The following is an 18,587-nucleotide window of genomic DNA, read 5'->3' on the forward strand; positions in this document are numbered from 1 at the left end:
GTTCTCCTGGCGCAACACGGCGAGTTCCGAAGCCTGGTCCGCCGACATCGGCGTCGCCTGCGTGGTGGGGCGCCACGCCGCCGATGCCGGCTCGCGCCGGAGCTTATCGACCCAGCGCCGCAGCACTGAGTCGCGCAGACCGAGCTCCTTGGCTACCGACCCGATCGAGCGGCCGCTCGACACCACCAACCCCGCCGCCTCGCGCTTGTACTCTTCAGTAAACGACCGACGTGCACGTTCCATTCAACACCTCCAGGCTCAACGAGCCTACTACAGGTGTCCACTCATTCGGAGGAAGTTCACAACATCTCTCGATCGGGACGTGCAAGTGACGGCAAACGGGAACGCCTGGTACGCATTCCTATGTGCAGCAATCACGCTTCTGAATACAGATGGAAGTCTTTGTTTTCTTCTTCCCGCAGCGTGGGATTTTGCCAATTATGCGGCCCCGCTTCGACGCTCAATAGCTGCATACTTCTCGAGAATAGAGACCTACAGGACGAGAGACCCGATCTTTCGCGCGGAGAACGTGCAAGACGGGTCGATTGTGCTTATTGCCCGGGGTCGACTTCGGGAAGGGCAAGCAGGTGGGACTATATCTCGTGCCGAAGTTTCATCGACCGAGGAGCTAGTCGATGTTCTAACCTCGCCGGCCCCAGGAAAATCGCTATATCCGCAATCAAGCGCCATGATCGGCTCGAGCAACGGCGTTCAGCAACGGCGGCGTCTAGGAGACTTGATTACAATTCGCTTGGGCGCCGTCACTGGCGACGCATCCTATTTTCTTCTAACGGAAGATCGTCGGAAAGAGCTTGGATTGCCGCGATCGGCGCTCACACCTGTCCTCTCGCGCGCGCGACACCTAGTCTCCTCCAGAATGACGCAAGCTCAATGGACAAGACTAAGGAATGCGAACGAACGGGTGTGGCTGTTCACTCCAAGCACGCGAACTAAGGAGATTTCAGCTGTTAGAAGGTATCTTAACTACGGCCTTGAAGGGGGCTGCAATATCAAGAGTCACAAGATTTCTGCGCGACGTTCATGGCATGAACTGTCGATCCCCAGCAATTCCGACGCATTCTTAAGTGGGATGTCGACATCCCTACCTTGGCTGTCTTTTCGTGCAATGAAGGGATTGTCGATCACGAACACCCTATATTCCGTAACGTTCGCGGATCGAAATCTTAGTGAGAAAAGCAGAATTGCTATCGCGATGTCGCTGATTACGTCGGACGCAAGAGATCAACTGCGGCGTCGAGGGCGCTCGTATGCCGCCGGCTTACTAAAGCATGAACCATGCGATCTATTGGAGATTGAGCTCCCCTTTCTGGATTGCGATCGAGTTTCCTGGAAAGCCTATCGTCAAGCCATAGCAGCGTTGCTGAAAGGAGATGGGGAAACTGCGCAGTCGATCGCAGATCGATGTGTGCAGTAGGGAACACGACATTTCACATCCCAATTGCTGGTCCTTACGGCAGCATTTCCGCTATACTCGCCCCGGTAGCATCCCCCCGAGGCGCATCCCATGGACTCCGCGCGCGACCCCACCCCCTCCCCCAAAAACCTCGTCATCTGCTGTGACGGCACCGGCAACGAGATCTCCGAGAACATCTCCAACGTCCTGAAGCTGTATCGCTGCCTGCGCAAGACCGAGAAGACGTCGCCGCGGCAGATGGTGTTTTACGATCCCGGGGTCGGCACGGTGACGGAGCCGACGACGTGGCATCGCCTCAAGGCCAACGTCAATCTGGTGCTGGGGCTCGCCACCGGCTACGGGCTCGATGACAACGTGCTCTCGGCCTATTGCTTCCTGGTCGAGCACTACGCGCCGGGCGACAAGATCTATCTGTTCGGCTTCTCGCGCGGGGCCTACACGGTGCGCGTGCTGGCGGGGCTGATCCACAAGATCGGCCTGATCCGGCCGGAGCAGGCGAACCTCGCAGGCAGCGGGCTGATCGCCTACAAGCAATATTCCGGCACCGGGCGCGGCAACGACATCAGGGATCTCGAAGGCGTCGCTTTCGACGAGCAGGGGCCGCTGCCGCAGGACGCGTTCGACCTCGCCGCGCAGTTCGCGCGCATCACCTCGACGCGCTGGCCGACCATCCATTTCATCGGCGTGTGGGACAGTGTCGCGAGCGTGATCGTGCCGCGCGCCGACCGGCTGTTCTGGCCGAGCCTGGAGGAGCTCGCCTTCACGCTGCGCAACCCGAGCGTCAGGATTTTCCGGCAGGCGATCGCGATCGACGAGCGGCGCTGCATGTTCCGCCTGAAGAAGTACGAACAGCCGCAGGAGTTCTGGAGCAACCGCTACGTGCCCGATGAGAAGAAGGTGCCGCAGGACATTTTGCAGGTGTGGTTCGCCGGCGTGCACAGCGACGTCGGCGGCGGCTATCCCGAGGTCGAGAGCGGGGATTCCAAATATCCGCTGCTGTGGATGATCGAGGAGGCGGAGAAGGCGGGGCTGAACTTCAACCCCGCGAGCATCAAGCAGCTCGCCTGGGGCATCCAGCGCAAGAACTCGCCGTTTCAATACGTCGCGCCGGCCTACACCGGCAAGACCGGCATGCTGCACGATTCCATGAATGCGGGCTGGCGGCTGCTGGAGTTCGTGCCGAAGCGCGCGAAGTACCGGGAATGGCCGGAGCGGAAGGTGTTTCTCGGCTTCTACATCCCCGATTGCGAGCCGCGCCTGATCCCCGACGGCGCGCATGTGCATGAGAGCGTGCTGAAGCGGATGGCGGTGGAGCCGGACTACCGGCCGGTGAACATGCCGAAGGACTACGTGACGGTGCCGATGCCGGTGCCGCCGCGGGTGGAGCCGGCGGCGGAGGAGAGTGTGACGGGGTAATGGGAGCGCTTACCCTCCCCTGGAGGGGGAGGGTCGGCTCGCATCGCGTAGCGAGGCGGGACGGGGTGGGGTGACGGTCCCTCCGCGGCCACACGGCCCGGGTGGAGAGATCACCCCACCCCGCTCGCGCTTTGCGCGATCGACCCTCCCCCTCCAGGGGAGGGTGGCCTGCTACCGCTACATTCTTCCTTCGCCGACACTTTTCATTAAAATTCTCCCGCGCGGCTTAGCCGGATCGCATCTTCTGCACGTCATCATGGACTCTCGAACACGCCGCGAAACTTGTGGCTCGGCATGATCTTTCCGGGAAACCGCTTCACACTTTTCCGGATCATGCCGTGAGCGGAGCTGGAGGAGACGTGCCGCAATTCCCACGCAAATATGCCCGCGTGAAGCCGGCCGGGCTGGTATCGCGCCAGGCCAAGATCATCACCGATGCGCGCGCGCCGGTGATCCCCTGCACGCTGATCGACTATTCGCCCGGCGGCGCCTGCGTCGATCTCGGCGGCCAGGTGAAGATTCCCGACCGCTTCGAGCTCTTGCACGTCAACACCAGGAAACGCTGCCGCATCGCCTGGAAGCGCGGCACGCGCGTCGGCGTGGTGTTTTAGCGGGCGGCTGCTTACCCTCCCCTGGAGGGGTCCGGGACGAGCGAAGCTCGCCCGTGGTCGATCGCGCGTAGCGCGAGCGGGGTGGGGTGACGGTGCCTCCACGACGAACAGTGCCTGTGTGGAGAGATCACCCCACCCCGCTGCGCATTCCGCTTCGCTACATGCCCAGCGACCCTCCCCCTCCAGGGGAGGGTAAGCAAGAGCTACTTCCGCATCCTGGCCTTGGCGCCGGCGATGATCTGCATAGCGACGCCGGCGATCCAGCCGGCGAAGACGAGCCAGGTCCAGCCCATGTGCGGATCGATCCGCAGCACGATGACGACGACGGAGACGAAGGCGGTGACCGTTGCGAACAGCGTGCCGGCGGCGCTGAGGAATTCCGCGGCGTCGATCTGGCTGTGCGCGTCGTCGAACGGCATCTGCGGCGTGTCGATGCCGAGATAGAAGCCGATACCGCCGAGCAGCATCATCAGCAGCAGGAAGCCCTGCGTGGTGAGCTGCGGGATCGCCGATCCCACATAGGCGCCGATGAACAGCCCGCAGGCCGCGCCCGCCAGCGCAAGGCCCACGCGCTCGAAGATGTGAGCCGTTTTGCGGACGGGATAACGCATGGACAGCTCTCCGTTGCCTCACCTGGCGCGAGGTTAGGCCAGTTTCGCAGGGCGTGGAAGCTCGGGGGAGTTACGGAGGGTTTGGAAGGCCTCGATTGCCTTTCCGTCATGGCCGGGCTTGTCCCGGCCATCCACGTCCTGAACCACGGTACGAAGAGCGTGGATGCCCGGGACAAGCCCGGGCATGACGACCTCCTCAATGGCTCCTGCCGACGAGCTACGCTCGCGCTGGAGATGAAGAGTTCACCGCGCCCCGAACGTGGTCTTGCCGAACAGCGCCTTTTGCGTGGAGGGCTGCGAGCGCCAATATTGCGGCGGGGCTTCGACCTCGCCGCCGAGCTCGGCGGCGGCGTGCCAGGCCCAGCGCGGGTCGTAGAGCATGCCGCGGGCGAGCGCGACCATGTCGGCCTTCCCCGATGCGACGATCTCCTCGGCCTGCCTCGCTTCCGTGATCAGGCCGACGGCGATGGTGGGCAGCCCGGTCTCGCGCTTGATGGCTTCGGCGAACTGCACCTGGTAGCCGGGGCCGAGCGGGATCTTCTGCAGCGGCGAAACGCCGCCGGAGGAGGCATCGATCCAGTCGACGCCGCGCGCCTTCAAGGCGTTGGCGAATGCAATGGTCTGCGCCAGGTCCCAGCCGCCCTCGACCCAGTCGGTCGAGGACACCCGCATGCCGACCGGCTTGCTCGCGGGGAATGCGGCGCGCACCGCGTCGAACACCTCCAGCGGAAAGCGCATGCGGTTCTCCAGGCTGCCGCCATATTCGTCGGTGCGCCTGTTGGAGATCGGCGAGAGGAATTGATGCATGAGATAGCCGTGCGCGCCATGGAGCTCGATGGCGTCGATGCCGAGGCGCGCGGCGCGCTTCGCGCTGTCGACGAAGGCCTCGCGGATGCGCTTCAGGCCCGCGGCATCGAGCGCGAGCGGGGCGGCCTCGCCCTCCTTGTGCGGCACCGCCGACGGGGCCACCGTCCGCCAGCCGCCCTGGCTTTCCGGAATCAGCTGGCCGCCGTCCCAGGGCCGCGCACTGCTGGCTTTGCGGCCGGCATGGGCGAGCTGCATCGCGATCGCGGTGGAGCAATGCTTGCGCACCGAGGCGAGGATCGGCTCGAGCGCGGCCTCGCAGGCATCGCTGTAGAGCCCGAGACAGCCCGGCGTGATGCGGCCGATCGCCTCGACATGGGTCGCCTCGATGCAGAACATCGCCGCGCCCGACAGGCTGAGATTGTTGATGTGGGTGAAGTGCCAGTCGTTGGCGACGCCGTCATGGGCCGAATATTGGCACATCGGCGACACCACCACGCGGTTCTTCAAGGTCAGGCCGCGCAGCTTGATCGGGGAGAACAGGACGGACATGCGGGGAGGTTCCGGGGGATGAGAGGATTGTGCAGAGAGTTTAGTGGGCGAGCGGCGGATTGCCAGCGGCACGCGAGGAATGGCGGGTAGTGGCGGCACGCATTGCGCGCGGTCGCTGGATGCGACGCCCTACTCCGCCAGCGTGAATTGCAGCAGCAGGGTCCGCTGCAGCATCGAGAAATTGTCGTCGGAGATCAGCGTCAGCACGGTCTCGCCCTCGGGCGTGACGTGGGCGTCGATGCCTTCCATGTTGTCGATCTCGTGGCCGAGATCGGCGACGAACAGCGCGGGGCCGTCGACCAGCGCGCCCGGCGCGATCGCCTTCAGGGGGATCGAGCGGATGCGGATGTTGACGCCGGTGAACCAGGAGAATTTGCGCTCGAGGATCAGAAGCTCGCCGCTTGGCAGCAGCACGGCGTCGCTGATGTCGTATTTGTCGATGCGGCGCACGCTGAACTGGCCGGGCGTGGGGCCGCCGATCAGGAACGCCGTGAGATTGCCGTCGGCATCGAGGCCGCGCTCGGAGAAGGCGATCAGGGTGCCCGCCAGCGGCAGGTTCTGGTCCTTGCCTTTGTCCTTTCCTTGGGGCACGACGACCAGCGCCTCCAGCCCCTTGTTGGAGGGCAGCTTGCGTACGCCCGCCGGCACCGGCATCACCTCGCCGCGGGCGCGCGTGCCGCCCTTGGCAAAATCATAGCGCAGGATCTGGTTGACGCGCTCGAGCCCGACATAGACGAGGCTGCCGTCGCGCGCGATCGCTTCCGAATCCCACCACAGCCGCTTTTCGGTGATCGGCCGGCCCTCGGCCCCTAACAGCGGCGCGGCCTCGACCTCGTCGAGGCCGGTCATCTTGCCGTCGGCATAGCGGATGCGGCCGGTGAACCAGCCGCCCTGGTCGGAGACCGCGAGGAAGCGCTCGCCCCTGGAATCGAGCCGGATGCCGGACAGGCCGCCGAAGCCGCGATAGGGCGAGGTCAGCACCAGGCCGCTGCGGTACTCCAGCGAGCCGAAGCGCGTGCGCGTGCGGTCACGCGGCTCGAAATTGGGAATGGCGCGCGCATTGACCTCGACGCTGACCGGATCGGTGACGGCGTTCTCGATCGCAAGCGGGCGCGCCGGCGGCTCGGCCGCGGCTTGCGCCAGCGCCATGCGGGAGGCTGCGAAAGTGGAGAATCCCGCCGCAGCAAGCCCGAGGAAGCTGCGGCGGGATGATTGCGCGCTCACGAATGCAATTTGCGTCGCGGCCGAGCGGGTGCTTGCGTGGGCGCCGTGGCGGTCTCGCTGAACAGCTCGGCGAGCTTCTCGGTGATGGCGCCGCCGAGCTCTTCCGCATCCACGATCGTCACCGCGCGGCGATAATAGCGCGTCACGTCATGGCCGATGCCGATCGCGATCAGCTCGACCGGCGAGCGGGTCTCGATCTCCTCGATTATGTAGCGCAGGTGCCGCTCGAGATAGTTGCCGGGATTGACCGACAGCGTGGAATCGTCGACAGGCGCACCGTCCGAGATCATCATCAGGATCTTGCGCTGCTCGGGCCGGCCGAGCAGGCGCTTGTGCGCCCAATCCAGCGCCTCGCCGTCGATGTTCTCCTTCAGAAGCCCCTCGCGCATCATCAGGCCGAGATTCTTGCGCGCACGACGCCAGGGGGCGTCGGCGGACTTGTAGATGATGTGGCGGAGATCGTTGAGGCGGCCGGGATTGGCCGGCTTGCCGGCGGCCAGCCACGCCTCGCGCGATTGCCCGCCCTTCCAGGCGCGCGTGGTGAAGCCCAGAATCTCGACCTTGACGCCGCAACGCTCCAGCGTGCGCGCCAGGATGTCGGCGCAGGTGGCGGCGACCGTGATCGGGCGGCCGCGCATCGAGCCGGAATTGTCGAGCAGCAGCGTCACCACGGTGTCGCGGAACGTCGCTTCCTTCTCGTGCATGAAGGACAGCGGATGATAGGGATCAGTGACGACGCGCGACAGCCGCGCGGGGTCCAGAATGCCCTCTTCGAGGTCGAACTCCCAGGCGCGGTTCTGCTGCGCCATCAGGCGGCGCTGCAGGCGGTTGGCGAGACGGGCGACGATGCCCTGCAGATGCGCCAGCTGCTTGTCGAGATAGGCGCGCAGCCGCTCCAGCTCGTCATGGTCGCAGAGGTCCTCGGCGGCGATGACCTCGTCGAATTTGGGCGCGAAGGCGTGGTATTCCGGCCCGCGCGGCTCGTTCTTGCCGTGCTGGTTCGGACGCGTCGCCTCGCCCGGCGTCTCGTCGTCGCCGAGCTCGCCGTCGTCGAAGCTGTCGGAGGTCGAGGCCTGCGCGCTTTCCATCGCGCTCTCGCTCATCTCCTCCGATGTCGCCTGGGCCTGGTCGGCGCTCATCTCCTGCGCGGCATCGGAATCGGGCGAGCCCTCGGCGCCGGACTGGTCGTTGTCGCCGTCCTGGTTCTCGTCGTCGTTCTCGTCGTCCTCGCTGTCGGCGTTGCGCTCGTCGCCGAGCTCGAGCGCGGTCAGCAGGTCATGCACGGCATCGCCGAACCTGGTCTGGTCCTCGACGAGGCTGTCGAGCCGGTCGAGCCGCTTGCCGATCTTGTCTTCGAGGATCGGACGCCAGAGGTCGACCATCTTCTTGGCGGCGGTCGGCGGCGCCATGCCGGTGAGGCGCTCGCGCACCAGCATCGCCAGGGCGTCGGCGAGCGGGGCATCGGCGCGGTCGGTGATCTCGTCGAACTTGCCGCGATGGAAATGGTCGTCGAGCATCGCGGTGAGGTTCTTGGCCACGCCCGCCATGCGGCGCGCGCCGATCGCCTCGACCCGCGCCTGCTCCACCGCCTCGAACACGCCGCGCGCCTGCGGATTGCCCGGCATCAGCTTGCGATGCAGCTTGGCATCATGACAGGCGAGCTTGAGCGCGATGGAATCGGCATGGCCGCGCACGATCGCGGCATCACGCTTGGTCATCTTGCGCGCCGGCTCGGGCAGCCGCGCCTTGCCGGGCGCGAGGCCCGGCCGCTCGGCGGCGAAGGAGACGTCGAGCTCCGGCGCCTTGGCGATCGCCTTCAGGCAGGAGGCGACTGAGCGCTTGAACGGCTCGGTCGGCGCTTCCTTGCTGCTGCGGAATTTGGAGTTGGAGGTGGTGCTCATCTCGATCTCACCGTCGTCCCAAGCTCAACTTGAGCCGTCGTCCCCGCGAAAGCGGGGACCCATAACCACAGGGAGCAGTTAGTGAGATACTGACGGCCCCGTTCTTCGCAAAACCACGGCCTGTGGTTATGGGTCCCGGATCTGCGCTGCGCTTGTCCGGGACGACATCCCACACCTCAGCTCAGCGCCACGTTGACCGCCGATTCCGGCAGCTCGGCGTTGAAGCAGCGCTGGTAGAACTCGGCGACCAGGGGACGCTCGAGCTCGTCGCACTTGTTGAGGAAGGTGACGCGGAAGGCAAAGCCGATATCGCCGAAGATGTCGGCGTTCTCCGCCCAGGTGATCACCGTGCGCGGGCTCATCACCGTCGACAGGTCGCCGTTGGCGAAGGCGTTGCGGGTGAGATCGGCAAGGCGCACCATCTTGTTGACGATGTCGCGGCCTTCGCTGGTGCGATAGTGCTTGGCCTTGGCCAGCACGATCTCCACTTCCTCGTCATGGCTGAGATAGTTCAGCGTGGTGACGATCGACCAGCGGTCCATCTGGCCCTGGTTGATCTGCTGGGTGCCGTGATAGAGGCCCGAGGTGTCGCCGAGGCCAACCGTGTTGGCGGTCGCAAACAGCCGGAACGCCGGGTGCGGCTTGATCACCTTGTTCTGGTCGAGCAGCGTCAGGCGTCCCGAGACTTCGAGCACGCGCTGGATCACGAACATCACGTCCGGGCGGCCGGCGTCGTATTCGTCGAACACCAGCGCGACGTTGTGCTGCAGCGCCCAGGGCAGGATGCCGTCACGGAATTCGGTGACCTGCTTGCCGTCGCGGACCACGATGGAATCCTTGCCGACGAGGTCGATACGGCTGATGTGGCTGTCGAGGTTGACGCGCACGCAGGGCCAGTTCAGGCGCGCCGCGACCTGCTCGATATGGGTGGATTTGCCGGTGCCGTGATAGCCGGTCACCATCACGCGGCGGTTGCGGGCAAAGCCCGCGAGAATGGCGAGCGTGGTGGCGCGGTCGAAGCGGTAATCGGAATCGACTTCGGGCACATGAGGATCGACTTCGGAATAGGCCGGCACTTCGAGATCGCTGTCGATCCCGAACACCTGGCGCACCGACACCTTCATGTCGGGCAGACCGGAAACTTCCTCAACTTTGGACATGGCGGCGGTCGTCATCAATCCTCCGAGGTCCCGGGCGGTCCCGAAACCGGTTATTCGCACGTTGGCTGCGGCTGGGTGCTGAAACTCAACCTAGCAGAGACAGATGGCCGGCAGAAGCCCGCCCGCCAATCAAAGTTCCGTTGTCTTTTCATTTAGATAGGCAAGGAACGCAGTTTTTGGAGGGCTGCCTTGCGAATCACGCCCAAATTCGGGCGGGTTCGCTGGGGAGCCGCCGCCGCGAATGGCGCTTTGGCTGCATGCCCTTACTTATGTAGGGTCGGAAAGCTCCGTGCTCCAGCCCGCCAGAGACGACGTGACGTCCTTTCTCGATCCCCTCATATCCTTCGTCTCCGCCCATCCGTGGCTGGCCTATCTGACCCTGTTCCTGGCGGCGCTGCTCGAAGCCGTCCCGGTGGTGGGCTCGGTGATTCCCGGCTCGACCATCATCCTGGCGCTCAGTGCCCTGGTGCCGGGCGGCGAACTCAAGCTGCAATGGGTGTTGCTGGCGGCCGCGCTCGGCGCGGTGCTCGGCGACGGCTCGGCCTACTGGATCGGGCACCAGCGCCAGCGCGAGATCCTCAACACCTGGCCGCTGACCAATTATCCGCGCGTGGTCGCCGAGAGCGAGAGCTTCTTCAACCGCTTCGGCACCTGGGCCGTGTTCTTCGCCCGCTTCGTGCCGCCGATCCGGGCCTTCGTGCCGGTGACCGCGGGCGCGCTGGGAATGGCGCCCGCAAGATTCTACGCGGTGAACATCCCGGCCATCCTGGCCTGGGCGCCCGCCCATGTGCTGCCGGGCGTGCTGGCGGTGTCGGCGCTGCACGAATATGCCGGGCTGCATTATCACGCGCACGTCGGCAAGCACATCTGGATGCTGACCGTGGTGGGGACTGCGATCGTCCTGGGGACGGCAGCGTGGATTTATCGCCGAAGGAATGGCGGCAGTGTCGCGGCGGCGAAGCCGCGGCGGTGATAGCCCAACAAGACCGCTTCTTGTCACCAGGTCCGTAACGCGATACAGTGTAACGCGTTACAAAGGGAGTATCCCGATGACGGCGCCTGCAGAGCGAATGAGAATGATGCGCCAGCGGCGACGCGCCCGCGGATTGCGCGAACTGCGCCTCGTCGTGGCCGATGCCCGCTCGCGGTCAGTTCGACGACGGGTGGCGAAGCAGGTCGCCAGCCTCGATCCCGAACGCGAGCACGGCGCGCTGCAGTGGATCGAGTCGATCTCGGAGTTTGATGCAGATGCGACGCGGTGACGTGGTGACCGTGGCTGCGACCGGCGATTACGGCAAGCCTCGTCCGGCGGTTATCCTGCAGAGCGATGCGTTCCCCGAAACCCATGCCTCCGTCGTGATCTGCCAGCTCACCTCCGAACTGGCCGACGCCCCGGACTTTCGCGTGACCATCGAGCCAACCCGCGAGAACGGATTGCGACTCAGATCGCAAGCAATCGCCGACAAGCCGACCACTGTAAGACGCGAACGGATCGGACAGAAGATCGGGCGTCTCGGCAACCAGGACATGGCTCGACTCGGGAACGCATTGGCGTTCGTGTTGGGGCTTGCTGACTGAGCGCGCTCAATCGATGACTGCACGGTACGTATCCTCGCTGTCCCAAAACGGCCACAGCGACTCTAACCAGCAGCCCCCGCCCTCCGTCCCGGCGCCGGCCCCACATACCTTGCCCTCGGCCGGATCAGCTTGCCGAACTGCAATTGCTCGCTGGCATGGGCGATCCAGCCGACGCTGCGGGCCATCGCGAACAGGGCGAGCTCGCTGCCTCCGGGCAGGCGCAGCGCGTGCACGAGCACGGCGAGCGCATAGTCGATGTTGACGAACTCGCCGGTGGCTTCCGCGATCCGCTCCGGCACCTCGCGGGTGAATTTGCGCGGCGCGCCGGCGCGTGACAGCGCGTTGAGCAGCGACTGCGCGCGCGGATCGCCGCGCTTGTAGACGCCGTGGCCAAAGCCGGCAAAACGCTCGCCGAGCGCGACGCGCTCGCGCACCATGGGCTCGACGTCGCGGTCGATCAGCGTCTTGACGAGCTGCGAGGCCAGCACGCCGGCGCCGCCATGCTGCGGCCCCTTCAGCGCGGCGAGGCCGGCGATCACGGCATCGTACAGGTTGAGGCCGGTCGAGGCCGCGCAGCGCGCGGTGAAGGTCGAGGCGTTCAGCTCGTGGTCGGCCAGCAGGACGAGGGCGCGGCGGATCAGGTCGGGCGCATGCTTGTGCTCGGGCGCCCAGGCCTTTGCGATCTGCTGATGCAACGGCACGGCCGCGGGCTCGGCATTGAGCATGGTCGCCACCAGCAGCCGGACGATGCGCGCGCCGACCATGGCGCGGCCGTCGGGCGCGCGGGTAAAGGCGCGGGGATCGGCGCTGGCGGCCAGCGCGAACACGGCGATGGCGCGGTCGATCGGCACCGTGCGGCGTGCGGCCGTGGCGATCGCGCGCATCTCCTCGGAGAGCTCAGGTTGGTTGTCGGGGGCGAAAGGATCGACGTCGGAGACATCCCAGAGCAGCGTCGCGGCGTGCTCCAGCGTGCCGTTCTCGGAGAGATCGACGCAGTTTACGCCGCGGTAGATCGCGCCCTCCTCCGTGATGGTCGAGATCTCGGTGTCCATCACCGGCAGATCGGCGTCGAAGCTGCGCAGGCCGCGCGGCTCCGGCGACGGCACCCGGCGCTCCTTCAGCGCCCGGACGTCCTCGGCACGGTAGCGGTTCTTCCGCGAGTCCGGCGTCGGCTCGGAGCGGATCAGGCCGCGGCTGACATAGGCGTAGAGCGTGGCCGGCGAGATCGCGAGCTCGGCTGCGGCCTCCCGGGCGGAGAGATAGAGTCCTTCCGGATTTTTCATATTGATTGATGTAATCAAGATTGATCAACGTGTCGAGAGGCCTGACCTTGTCTGCTCCGTGAACAGGAGATTTGGGCCATGAATATCCACCTCACCAAGAGCCAGATCGGGTTGGACGGCGTTCCCGCGGCCGAGACCGTGCTGAGCCATGTCGATGGCGAGCGCGGCGAGCTGATCATTGCGGGGGAGCATGTCGGCCGGCTGGCGAGCCAGTCGAGCTTCGAGGGCGTCACCGCCCGGCTCTGGAACGGCGCCAGCGGGACCAGCTTGAGCGAGGCCAATGTGCGCGCAAGCCTGGGCGCGGCGCGCGAGCGTGCCTTCGCACGCCTGCCAGACCTGCTGCCGCCAACGCGCGGCATGGGCATCATCGACGGATTTCGCGCCGCGGTCGCGGGGCTTCGCGCCGAACACGGCCTTGTGCATGAAGCCACCATCGTCGGCGCGTTTCCGGTGATCGCCGGCGCGCTGGTCCGCCGCGCCAAGGGACTCGATCCGATCGCGCCCGATCCGAATGCCGGCCATGCCGCCGACACGCTGCGCATGCTGCGCGACGCCTCGCCTGAGCCGCGCGAGGTTGCCGCGCTCGACGCCTATTTCGTCACCGTCTGCGATCACGGCATGAATGCATCGACCTTCGCCACGCGCGTGGTGGCCTCGACGCAGGCCGATCTGTTCGCCGCCGTCACGGCCGGTTATTGCGCCCTCACCGGTCCGCTCCACGGCGGTGCGCCGGAGCCGGTGCTGGAAATGCTCGACGCGATCGGCACGAGCGAGCGGATCAAGCCGTGGGTCGATGCAGCGCTCGCGCGCGGCGAGCGGCTGATGGGATTCGGCCATCGCGTCTATCGCGTGCGCGATCCGCGCGCCGACGTGCTGAAGGCGGCGATCGAGCGGCTTTCCGCTGATGGCGCCGACCTGCCCTTCGCCGGCGAGGTCGAGGCCTATATCCGCAGCGCGCTGCGCAAGAAGAATCCGGAGCGGCCGCTGGAGACCAATGTGGAGTTCTTCACCGCGATCCTGCTCGATGCGCTGGCGATTCCAAGGCAGGCGTTCACGCCGATTTTCGCTGTCGCGCGGGCCGCAGGCTGGACCGCACATGCGCGCGAGCAGCAGCGGACAGGACGCCTGATCAGGCCGAGCTCGTCCTATGTGGGCGCGGTGCCTGCGGACTGATCGCGAGCGACCTCCGGCCTGCCGAATCCGTCAACCGGGCTTTCTGCGCGCATGCGACGAAGGTTCAGCAGGCGATCCGGAACGATAGCGCGCGCCGCGCATTCATGCTTGCCCCGAATGCTTTCAGGGGCAAGCAACAAAGGAATGATAATGAAGAAACTCTCCTACGCCCTCGCTGCAGGAACGCTGCTCGCTCTGTCGTCACTCGCAATGCCAGCCCATGCGCTGACGGCTCATCCGATGCCCAGCGCTGCTGTCTCAGCGGACGTCGTGAACGCTCGCTATCATTACGCTCCGCGAAGGGTCTGCACGGTACGCACCGTCGTCAAGCGCGGCTATCACGGGCGCCGCATCGTCAAGCGCGTACGCGTCTGCCGGGTGAGGTGACGTCGATGGTGCCGTCCGCTTCCGGGCGGACGGCATTCATCTTGAGCGTGGAACGCATCGGTGGAGGCTAGGATGCCTCCCGCACCTTACGCCTCCCGCACCACCGTCTTCAGATAATTATACGCCTTGATGATCTCGATCAGGCGGTCCTCGGTGGAGCGGTCGCCGCCATTGGCGTCGGGATGGTGCTGCTTCACCAGCGCCTTGTACTTGGTCTTGACGTCGGCGAGCGTGGCGCTGGGGCCGAGGCCCATGACCAGCAGCGCCTTGCGCTCGGCGTTCATCACCTTGCGCGTCTCGGCCTTGGGCGCGGCTTCGGGGCCCTTGCGCCAGCTGGCGCGGCCGTTGATCTCACTGAACATGCTGAACGGATCGGACGCCATGTCGATCTCGGCTTCCGCACCCTTCTTGCCGCCATTGGCGCCCATCTTCCAGGTCGGGCGGTGACCGGTCAGCGCATCCTTCTGGTAGCGCGCGACGGCGTCGGCATTCATGCCGGAGAAGAAATTGTAGTTCTGGTTGTACTCGCGCACGTGATCCAGGCAGAAGTGCCAGTACTCGCGCTGGTTCTCGCGGCCCTTGGGCGCACGATGCGCGCCCTTGTTCTGACACCCCGCCCACTCGCAGCCGACGGCGGTGTCGCGCGGCTTCACGTCCGGCTGCTTGCCCCGCGGCTTGACGCGGATGGAGTCGAAGAATTTTGATGAATCGATCGGCATGGCTGACTTTGACTACGCAATGCAAAAACGTTCAAGTCTTGACATTGCAATTCGCCGCAAACCCGGCAATTAACGGGGCGAGATCTCTGCACCCGAATGGCACAACATGGCTATGCGCGACACTATCAGCAACAAGTTGCAGGAAGCTTTCACGCCGGAAAGCCTGCAAGTCGTCGACGAGTCACATTTGCATGAGGGCCATTCCGGCCATCGGCCGGGCGGTGAGACACACTTCCGCGTCTATATCGTGTCTGCGGCCTTCAAAGGGAAGAGCCGGGTCGAGCGTCATCGCATGATAAATTCGGCGCTGGCCGCGGAACTCGCCGGCGGTGTGCATGCGCTGGCGATCCAGGCCAAGGCGCCGGGGGAAGGCTAGCTCTTCCTTCTGGCGGGCTTGAACATGATCACGAATGGTCGTCATGCCCGGGCTTGTCCCGGGCATCCACGTTCTTGGTGCGACCAGTAAGACGTGGATGGCCGGGTCAAGCCCGGCCATGACGCTATGGAACGTCCGGGTGCAAAACCACTACGTCAGAACGACGTCCCCGCCCGTCTCGGCTTCGCCTCTTCCAGCTCCGCCTCGCGTGCGACCGGTGAAATACGGAGCGCGGTGATGCGGTTGCGCTCGCGGCGGAGCACGCGGAAGCGGAAACCGTGGAAGGTGAAGCTCTGGCCGCGGTCGGGGATCGAGCGCGCCTCGTGAATGACGAGGCCGGCGACCGTTGTTGCCTCTTCGTCGGGCAGGTGCCAGTCCAGCGCGCGGTTGAGATCGCGGATCGGCACCGAGCCGTCGACCACGACGGAGCCGTCGGGCTGGCGGCGTACGCCGGCGACCACCACGTCGTGCTCGTCGGAGATGTCGCCGACGATCTCCTCCAGAATGTCTTCCAGCGTCACGAGGCCTTCGACCTCGCCGTACTCGTCGACGACCAGCGCGAAATGGGTCTTGCGGCGGCGGAACGCCTTGAGCTGTTGGGAGATCGGCCGCATTTCCGGCACGAACCAGGGCGGCAGCATGATGGTGGTGACGTCGATGCGCGAGGTATCGCCCTCCGAAGCGCGGATGGCCCGCAACAGATCCTTGGCGTGCAGGATGCCGATGATGTTCTCCGACTTGTCGCGCCACAGCGGAATGCGGGTGTATTCGGTCGCCAGCACCTCACGCACCAGCTCCTCCGGCGGCAGGTCGGCGTTGATCATCACCATGGCGGTGCGATGAACCATCACGTCGGACACGGTCAGCTCGCCGAGGCGAAAGACGTTGTGAATGTATTCGGCCTCGCCGCTCTCGATCTTGCCGTGCACGGCCGATTCCTCGACCAGGCCCTCGATCTCGGAATCCGTCAGGATCTCGTGCTGCGAAAATTCCTGGACCCCGATCAGGCGCAGGATCGCGCTCGACGCCGCGTTGAGACACCAGCTGAGCGGATAGAACACCAGGTAGGAGACATGCAGCGGATAGGCGATCCACTGCGACACCGGCATCGGCTCCCTGATCGCAAGCGTTTTCGGCACCTGCTCGCCGATGATGATATGCAGCGACGAGAAGACCAGGAAACCCGCCACGAACGAGACGAAGTGCAGCGTGGCCTCCGTCAGGCCGAGCGGCTCTAGGATCGGGCTCAGCAGCGCCGACACGGTCGGCTCGCCGATCCAGCCGAGCCCGAGGGACGCCATGGTGATGCCGAGCTGGCAGCAGGCGAGATAGGATTCGATGTTTCCCATCATCGTCTGCAGCAGGCGGGCGCCGAAGCGATTCTGCTCGACCATGGCCTTGACGCGAAAGCCGCGGCTCTTCACCAGCGCAAATTCCGCAGCCACGTAAAACGCGTTGGCGGCGAGCAGGAGGACCGCCAGCAGCAGATTGATCGAGATCGAATTCATGTTTGCCTCGCGACCGCCTCGGCATTCCCCGCCGTTTCGCGGGCGGCCGGCCTGAACGGTCCCGCCATCACTGCGATAGTTTCGACTGCAGGAAGTCGCGCACCGGGGCCGGCTCGACATCCCTGGCGATCACCGCGCGTCCCACCGCCTCCAAGAGGATGAAGGTGAGCTTGCCGCGCTTGACCTTCTTGTCCTGCGCCATCAGCGCCATCAGCGCGTCGGCGTCGGCAAGTCCTTCCTGCGCAAAGCCCGCGATATCCTGCAGGCGGGTCGGCAGGCCGGCCTCGATCAGATGCCGCTCGACGCGCGCGGCGTCCTGCTCGCCGATCATGCCGAGCTTCGCGGAGAACTGCGCCGCCAGCGTCATGCCGATCGCGACGCCCTCGCCGTGGAACAGGCGGTCGGAGAAGCCGGTCGCCGCTTCCAGCGCATGACCGAAGGTGTGGCCGAGATTGAGCAGCGCGCGCTCGCCGGTCTCGCGCTCGTCGCGGGCGACCACGCCGGCCTTGGCGCGGCAGGAGGTTGCGATCGCGTGCTCGCGCGCGGAGCCGCCCTTGACGATGTCGGCATGGTTCTTCTCCAGCCAGGCGAAGAAGGCCTCGTCGCCGAGCACGCCGTATTTGGCGACCTCGGCATAGCCGGCGCGGAACTGGCGCGGCGACAAGGTGTCGAGCACGGCGGTGTCGGCGATCACCAGCACCGGCTGGTGGAACGCGCCGATCAGGTTCTTGCCTTGCGGCGAGTTGATGCCGGTCTTGCCGCCGACGGAGGAATCGACCTGCGCCAGCAGCGAGGTCGGCACCTGCACGAAATCGACGCCGCGGCGCAGGATCGCCGCGGCAAAGCCGGCGAGATCGCCGACCACGCCGCCGCCGAGCGCGATGACGAGATCGTTGCGCTCGATCTTGGCGGCGATCAGGGCTTCGCTGACCTTCTCCAGGCCGGCATAGGTCTTGGAGATCTCGCCTTCCTCGACCACGATGCGCGAGGTCGGGATGCCGCTGGCCGCGAGCGAGGCCTCAGTGGGCTCGAGCCAGTACTTCGCGACGGTGCGGTCGGTCACGATGGCGGTGCGCACGCCCGGCCGCAAGGCTGCGACCCGCTCGCCGAGCGAGGCCAGCACGCCGCGGCCGATGACGATGTCGTAGGCGCGGTTCTCCAGCGCAACCTCGACCTTGACGGGATCGGAATGTTTCAACGGCGCAGTCATCTCAACGCACTCGCTACGTCGGCAGGTGATTCGGCGGCCTGTCCGCCGCAAAGATGGGCGCGCAGCGCCTCGATGCATTCCTCGACGATCCTGTCATGCGGCACGTCGCGCGAGGCGATGGTGAGGTCGGCATGGCCATAGACCGGCTCGCGCTCGGTGAGCAGGCGCGTCACGGTTCCCTCGGGATCGGCGGTCTGCAGCAGCGGGCGGTCGGCGCGGCGGCGCACGCGGCGCATGATGACGTCGTGGTCCGCCTTGAGCCAGATCGACACCGCCTTTGCCGCGATGCGCTTGCGCGTCTCCTCGCGCATGAAGGCGCCGCCGCCGGTCGCCAGCACCACCGGCCCGCCGTCGAGCAGCCGCGCGATCACCCGCGCCTCGCCGTCACGGAAATAGGCCTCGCCATGGCGCTCGAAGATCTCCGGGATGGTCATCTGGGCCGACGTCTCGATCTCGGTGTCGGCATCGACGAAGGGCAGCTTGAGCCTGAGCGCCATGCGGCGGCCGATGGTGGATTTGCCCACTCCCATCATACCGACGAGCACGATCGAGCGCGATCCCAGTGCCGACAGGATGTCGGCTTCGGGCGAAGCTGGTATCGGCAACGCGGCGTCGGACATGTCTTGCTCGATTGGATCC

Annotated in this window: 20 protein-coding genes; 9 read left to right on the forward strand and 11 right to left on the reverse strand. The window is 65.6% G+C overall.

Going from position 1 to position 18,587, the window contains the following annotated elements:
• Positions 1–243 (reverse strand): IS3 family transposase (locus tag K410_RS0134025; RefSeq protein WP_028139010.1); only part of this gene is annotated, 243 nt, incomplete at its 3' end.
• Between the two features lie 445 nt (positions 244–688).
• Between K410_RS0134025 and K410_RS41665 the strand changes: the two genes are divergently transcribed.
• The 3 genes from K410_RS41665 (at position 689) to K410_RS0134035 (ending at position 3,462) form a co-directional block, all read left to right on the forward strand.
• Complete coding sequence (locus K410_RS41665) at positions 689–1,435, forward strand: hypothetical protein (protein ID WP_491136925.1); 747 nt, start codon at positions 689–691, stop codon at positions 1,433–1,435.
• Positions 1,436–1,525: 90 nt separating this feature from the next.
• Complete coding sequence (locus K410_RS0134030) at positions 1,526–2,851, forward strand: T6SS phospholipase effector Tle1-like catalytic domain-containing protein (protein WP_028139011.1); 1,326 nt, start codon at positions 1,526–1,528, stop codon at positions 2,849–2,851.
• A gap of 359 nt (positions 2,852–3,210) precedes the next feature.
• Complete coding sequence (locus tag K410_RS0134035) at positions 3,211–3,462, forward strand: PilZ domain-containing protein (RefSeq protein WP_028139012.1); 252 nt, start codon at positions 3,211–3,213, stop codon at positions 3,460–3,462.
• A gap of 203 nt (positions 3,463–3,665) precedes the next feature.
• Here the strand turns inward: K410_RS0134035 and K410_RS0134040 are convergent, their stop codons facing one another.
• The 5 genes from K410_RS0134040 to cobS form a co-directional block, all read right to left on the reverse strand.
• On the reverse strand, positions 3,666–4,073 hold the full coding sequence (locus tag K410_RS0134040) for a hypothetical protein (protein ID WP_028139013.1): 408 nt from the start codon (positions 4,071–4,073) through the stop codon (positions 3,666–3,668).
• Between the two features lie 243 nt (positions 4,074–4,316).
• Entirely contained in the window at positions 4,317–5,429 is a 1,113-nt protein-coding gene (locus K410_RS0134050) for an NADH:flavin oxidoreductase/NADH oxidase (RefSeq protein ID WP_028139014.1), read from the reverse strand.
• A gap of 129 nt (positions 5,430–5,558) precedes the next feature.
• Positions 5,559–6,653, reverse strand: coding sequence for an esterase-like activity of phytase family protein (locus K410_RS0134055; RefSeq protein ID WP_028139015.1), 1,095 nt, complete (start codon positions 6,651–6,653; stop codon positions 5,559–5,561).
• Entirely contained in the window at positions 6,650–8,554 is a 1,905-nt protein-coding gene (gene cobT / locus K410_RS0134060) for a cobaltochelatase subunit CobT (RefSeq protein WP_028139016.1), read from the reverse strand. Before cobT ends, K410_RS0134055 begins: the two co-directional genes overlap by 4 nt.
• Positions 8,555–8,730: 176 nt before the next feature.
• Complete coding sequence (cobS, locus tag K410_RS0134065) at positions 8,731–9,714, reverse strand: cobaltochelatase subunit CobS (protein ID WP_373568102.1); 984 nt, start codon at positions 9,712–9,714, stop codon at positions 8,731–8,733.
• A 313-nt stretch (positions 9,715–10,027) separates the two neighbouring features.
• On the opposite strand from cobS, the gene K410_RS0134070 reads away from it, so the two are divergent.
• The 3 genes from K410_RS0134070 (at position 10,028) to K410_RS0134080 (ending at position 11,292) form a co-directional block, all read left to right on the forward strand.
• Positions 10,028–10,687, forward strand: coding sequence for a DedA family protein (locus K410_RS0134070; RefSeq protein WP_028139018.1), 660 nt, complete (start codon positions 10,028–10,030; stop codon positions 10,685–10,687).
• A gap of 76 nt (positions 10,688–10,763) precedes the next feature.
• Complete coding sequence (locus tag K410_RS0134075; RefSeq protein WP_245269582.1) at positions 10,764–10,976, forward strand: antitoxin MazE-like protein; 213 nt, start codon at positions 10,764–10,766, stop codon at positions 10,974–10,976.
• A complete protein-coding gene (locus K410_RS0134080) occupies positions 10,963–11,292 on the forward strand; it encodes a type II toxin-antitoxin system PemK/MazF family toxin (protein WP_028139020.1) in 330 nt (109 codons plus the stop codon). The genes K410_RS0134075 and K410_RS0134080 overlap by 14 nt, the downstream gene beginning before the upstream one ends.
• Before the next feature lie 62 nt (positions 11,293–11,354).
• On the opposite strand, the gene K410_RS0134085 is transcribed toward K410_RS0134080, so the two are convergent.
• Positions 11,355–12,575 (reverse strand): citrate/2-methylcitrate synthase, encoded by a 1,221-nt coding sequence (locus K410_RS0134085; RefSeq protein ID WP_028139021.1) that lies wholly within the window; start codon positions 12,573–12,575, stop codon positions 11,355–11,357.
• Between the two features lie 78 nt (positions 12,576–12,653).
• Here K410_RS0134085 and K410_RS0134090 point away from each other — a divergent pair, with 78 nt between their 5' ends.
• Both K410_RS0134090 and K410_RS40105 read left to right on the forward strand, forming a co-directional pair.
• Positions 12,654–13,748, forward strand: a complete 1,095-nt coding sequence (locus tag K410_RS0134090) for a citrate synthase/methylcitrate synthase (protein ID WP_028139022.1) — start codon at positions 12,654–12,656, stop codon at positions 13,746–13,748.
• 150 nt (positions 13,749–13,898) lie between these two features.
• A complete protein-coding gene (locus tag K410_RS40105) occupies positions 13,899–14,135 on the forward strand; it encodes a hypothetical protein (RefSeq protein ID WP_155253816.1) in 237 nt (78 codons plus the stop codon).
• A gap of 86 nt (positions 14,136–14,221) precedes the next feature.
• Here K410_RS40105 and K410_RS0134095 read toward each other — a convergent pair whose 3' ends face one another.
• Positions 14,222–14,854 carry a J domain-containing protein gene (locus K410_RS0134095; RefSeq protein WP_028139023.1) on the reverse strand — a complete coding sequence of 211 codons (633 nt, stop codon included), beginning with the start codon at positions 14,852–14,854 and terminating at the stop codon, positions 14,222–14,224.
• A 106-nt stretch (positions 14,855–14,960) separates the two neighbouring features.
• On the opposite strand from K410_RS0134095, the gene K410_RS0134100 reads away from it, so the two are divergent.
• A complete protein-coding gene (locus K410_RS0134100; RefSeq protein ID WP_028139024.1) occupies positions 14,961–15,230 on the forward strand; it encodes a BolA family protein in 270 nt (89 codons plus the stop codon).
• Between the two features lie 155 nt (positions 15,231–15,385).
• On the opposite strand, the gene K410_RS0134105 is transcribed toward K410_RS0134100, so the two are convergent.
• The 3 genes from K410_RS0134105 to K410_RS0134115 form a co-directional block, all read right to left on the reverse strand.
• On the reverse strand, positions 15,386–16,738 hold the full coding sequence (locus K410_RS0134105) for a hemolysin family protein (protein ID WP_028139025.1): 1,353 nt from the start codon (positions 16,736–16,738) through the stop codon (positions 15,386–15,388).
• A gap of 67 nt (positions 16,739–16,805) precedes the next feature.
• Positions 16,806–17,948 carry a 3-dehydroquinate synthase gene (gene aroB, locus K410_RS0134110; protein WP_028139026.1) on the reverse strand — a complete coding sequence of 381 codons (1,143 nt, stop codon included), beginning with the start codon at positions 17,946–17,948 and terminating at the stop codon, positions 16,806–16,808.
• A complete protein-coding gene (locus K410_RS0134115) occupies positions 17,945–18,568 on the reverse strand; it encodes a shikimate kinase (RefSeq protein WP_028139027.1) in 624 nt (207 codons plus the stop codon). Before K410_RS0134115 ends, aroB begins: the two co-directional genes overlap by 4 nt.
• Between the last annotated feature and the right edge of the window lie 19 nt (positions 18,569–18,587).

This window comes from Bradyrhizobium sp. 22 (genome assembly GCF_000482425.1).
Lineage (GTDB): Bacteria > Pseudomonadota > Alphaproteobacteria > Rhizobiales > Xanthobacteraceae > Bradyrhizobium > Bradyrhizobium japonicum_B.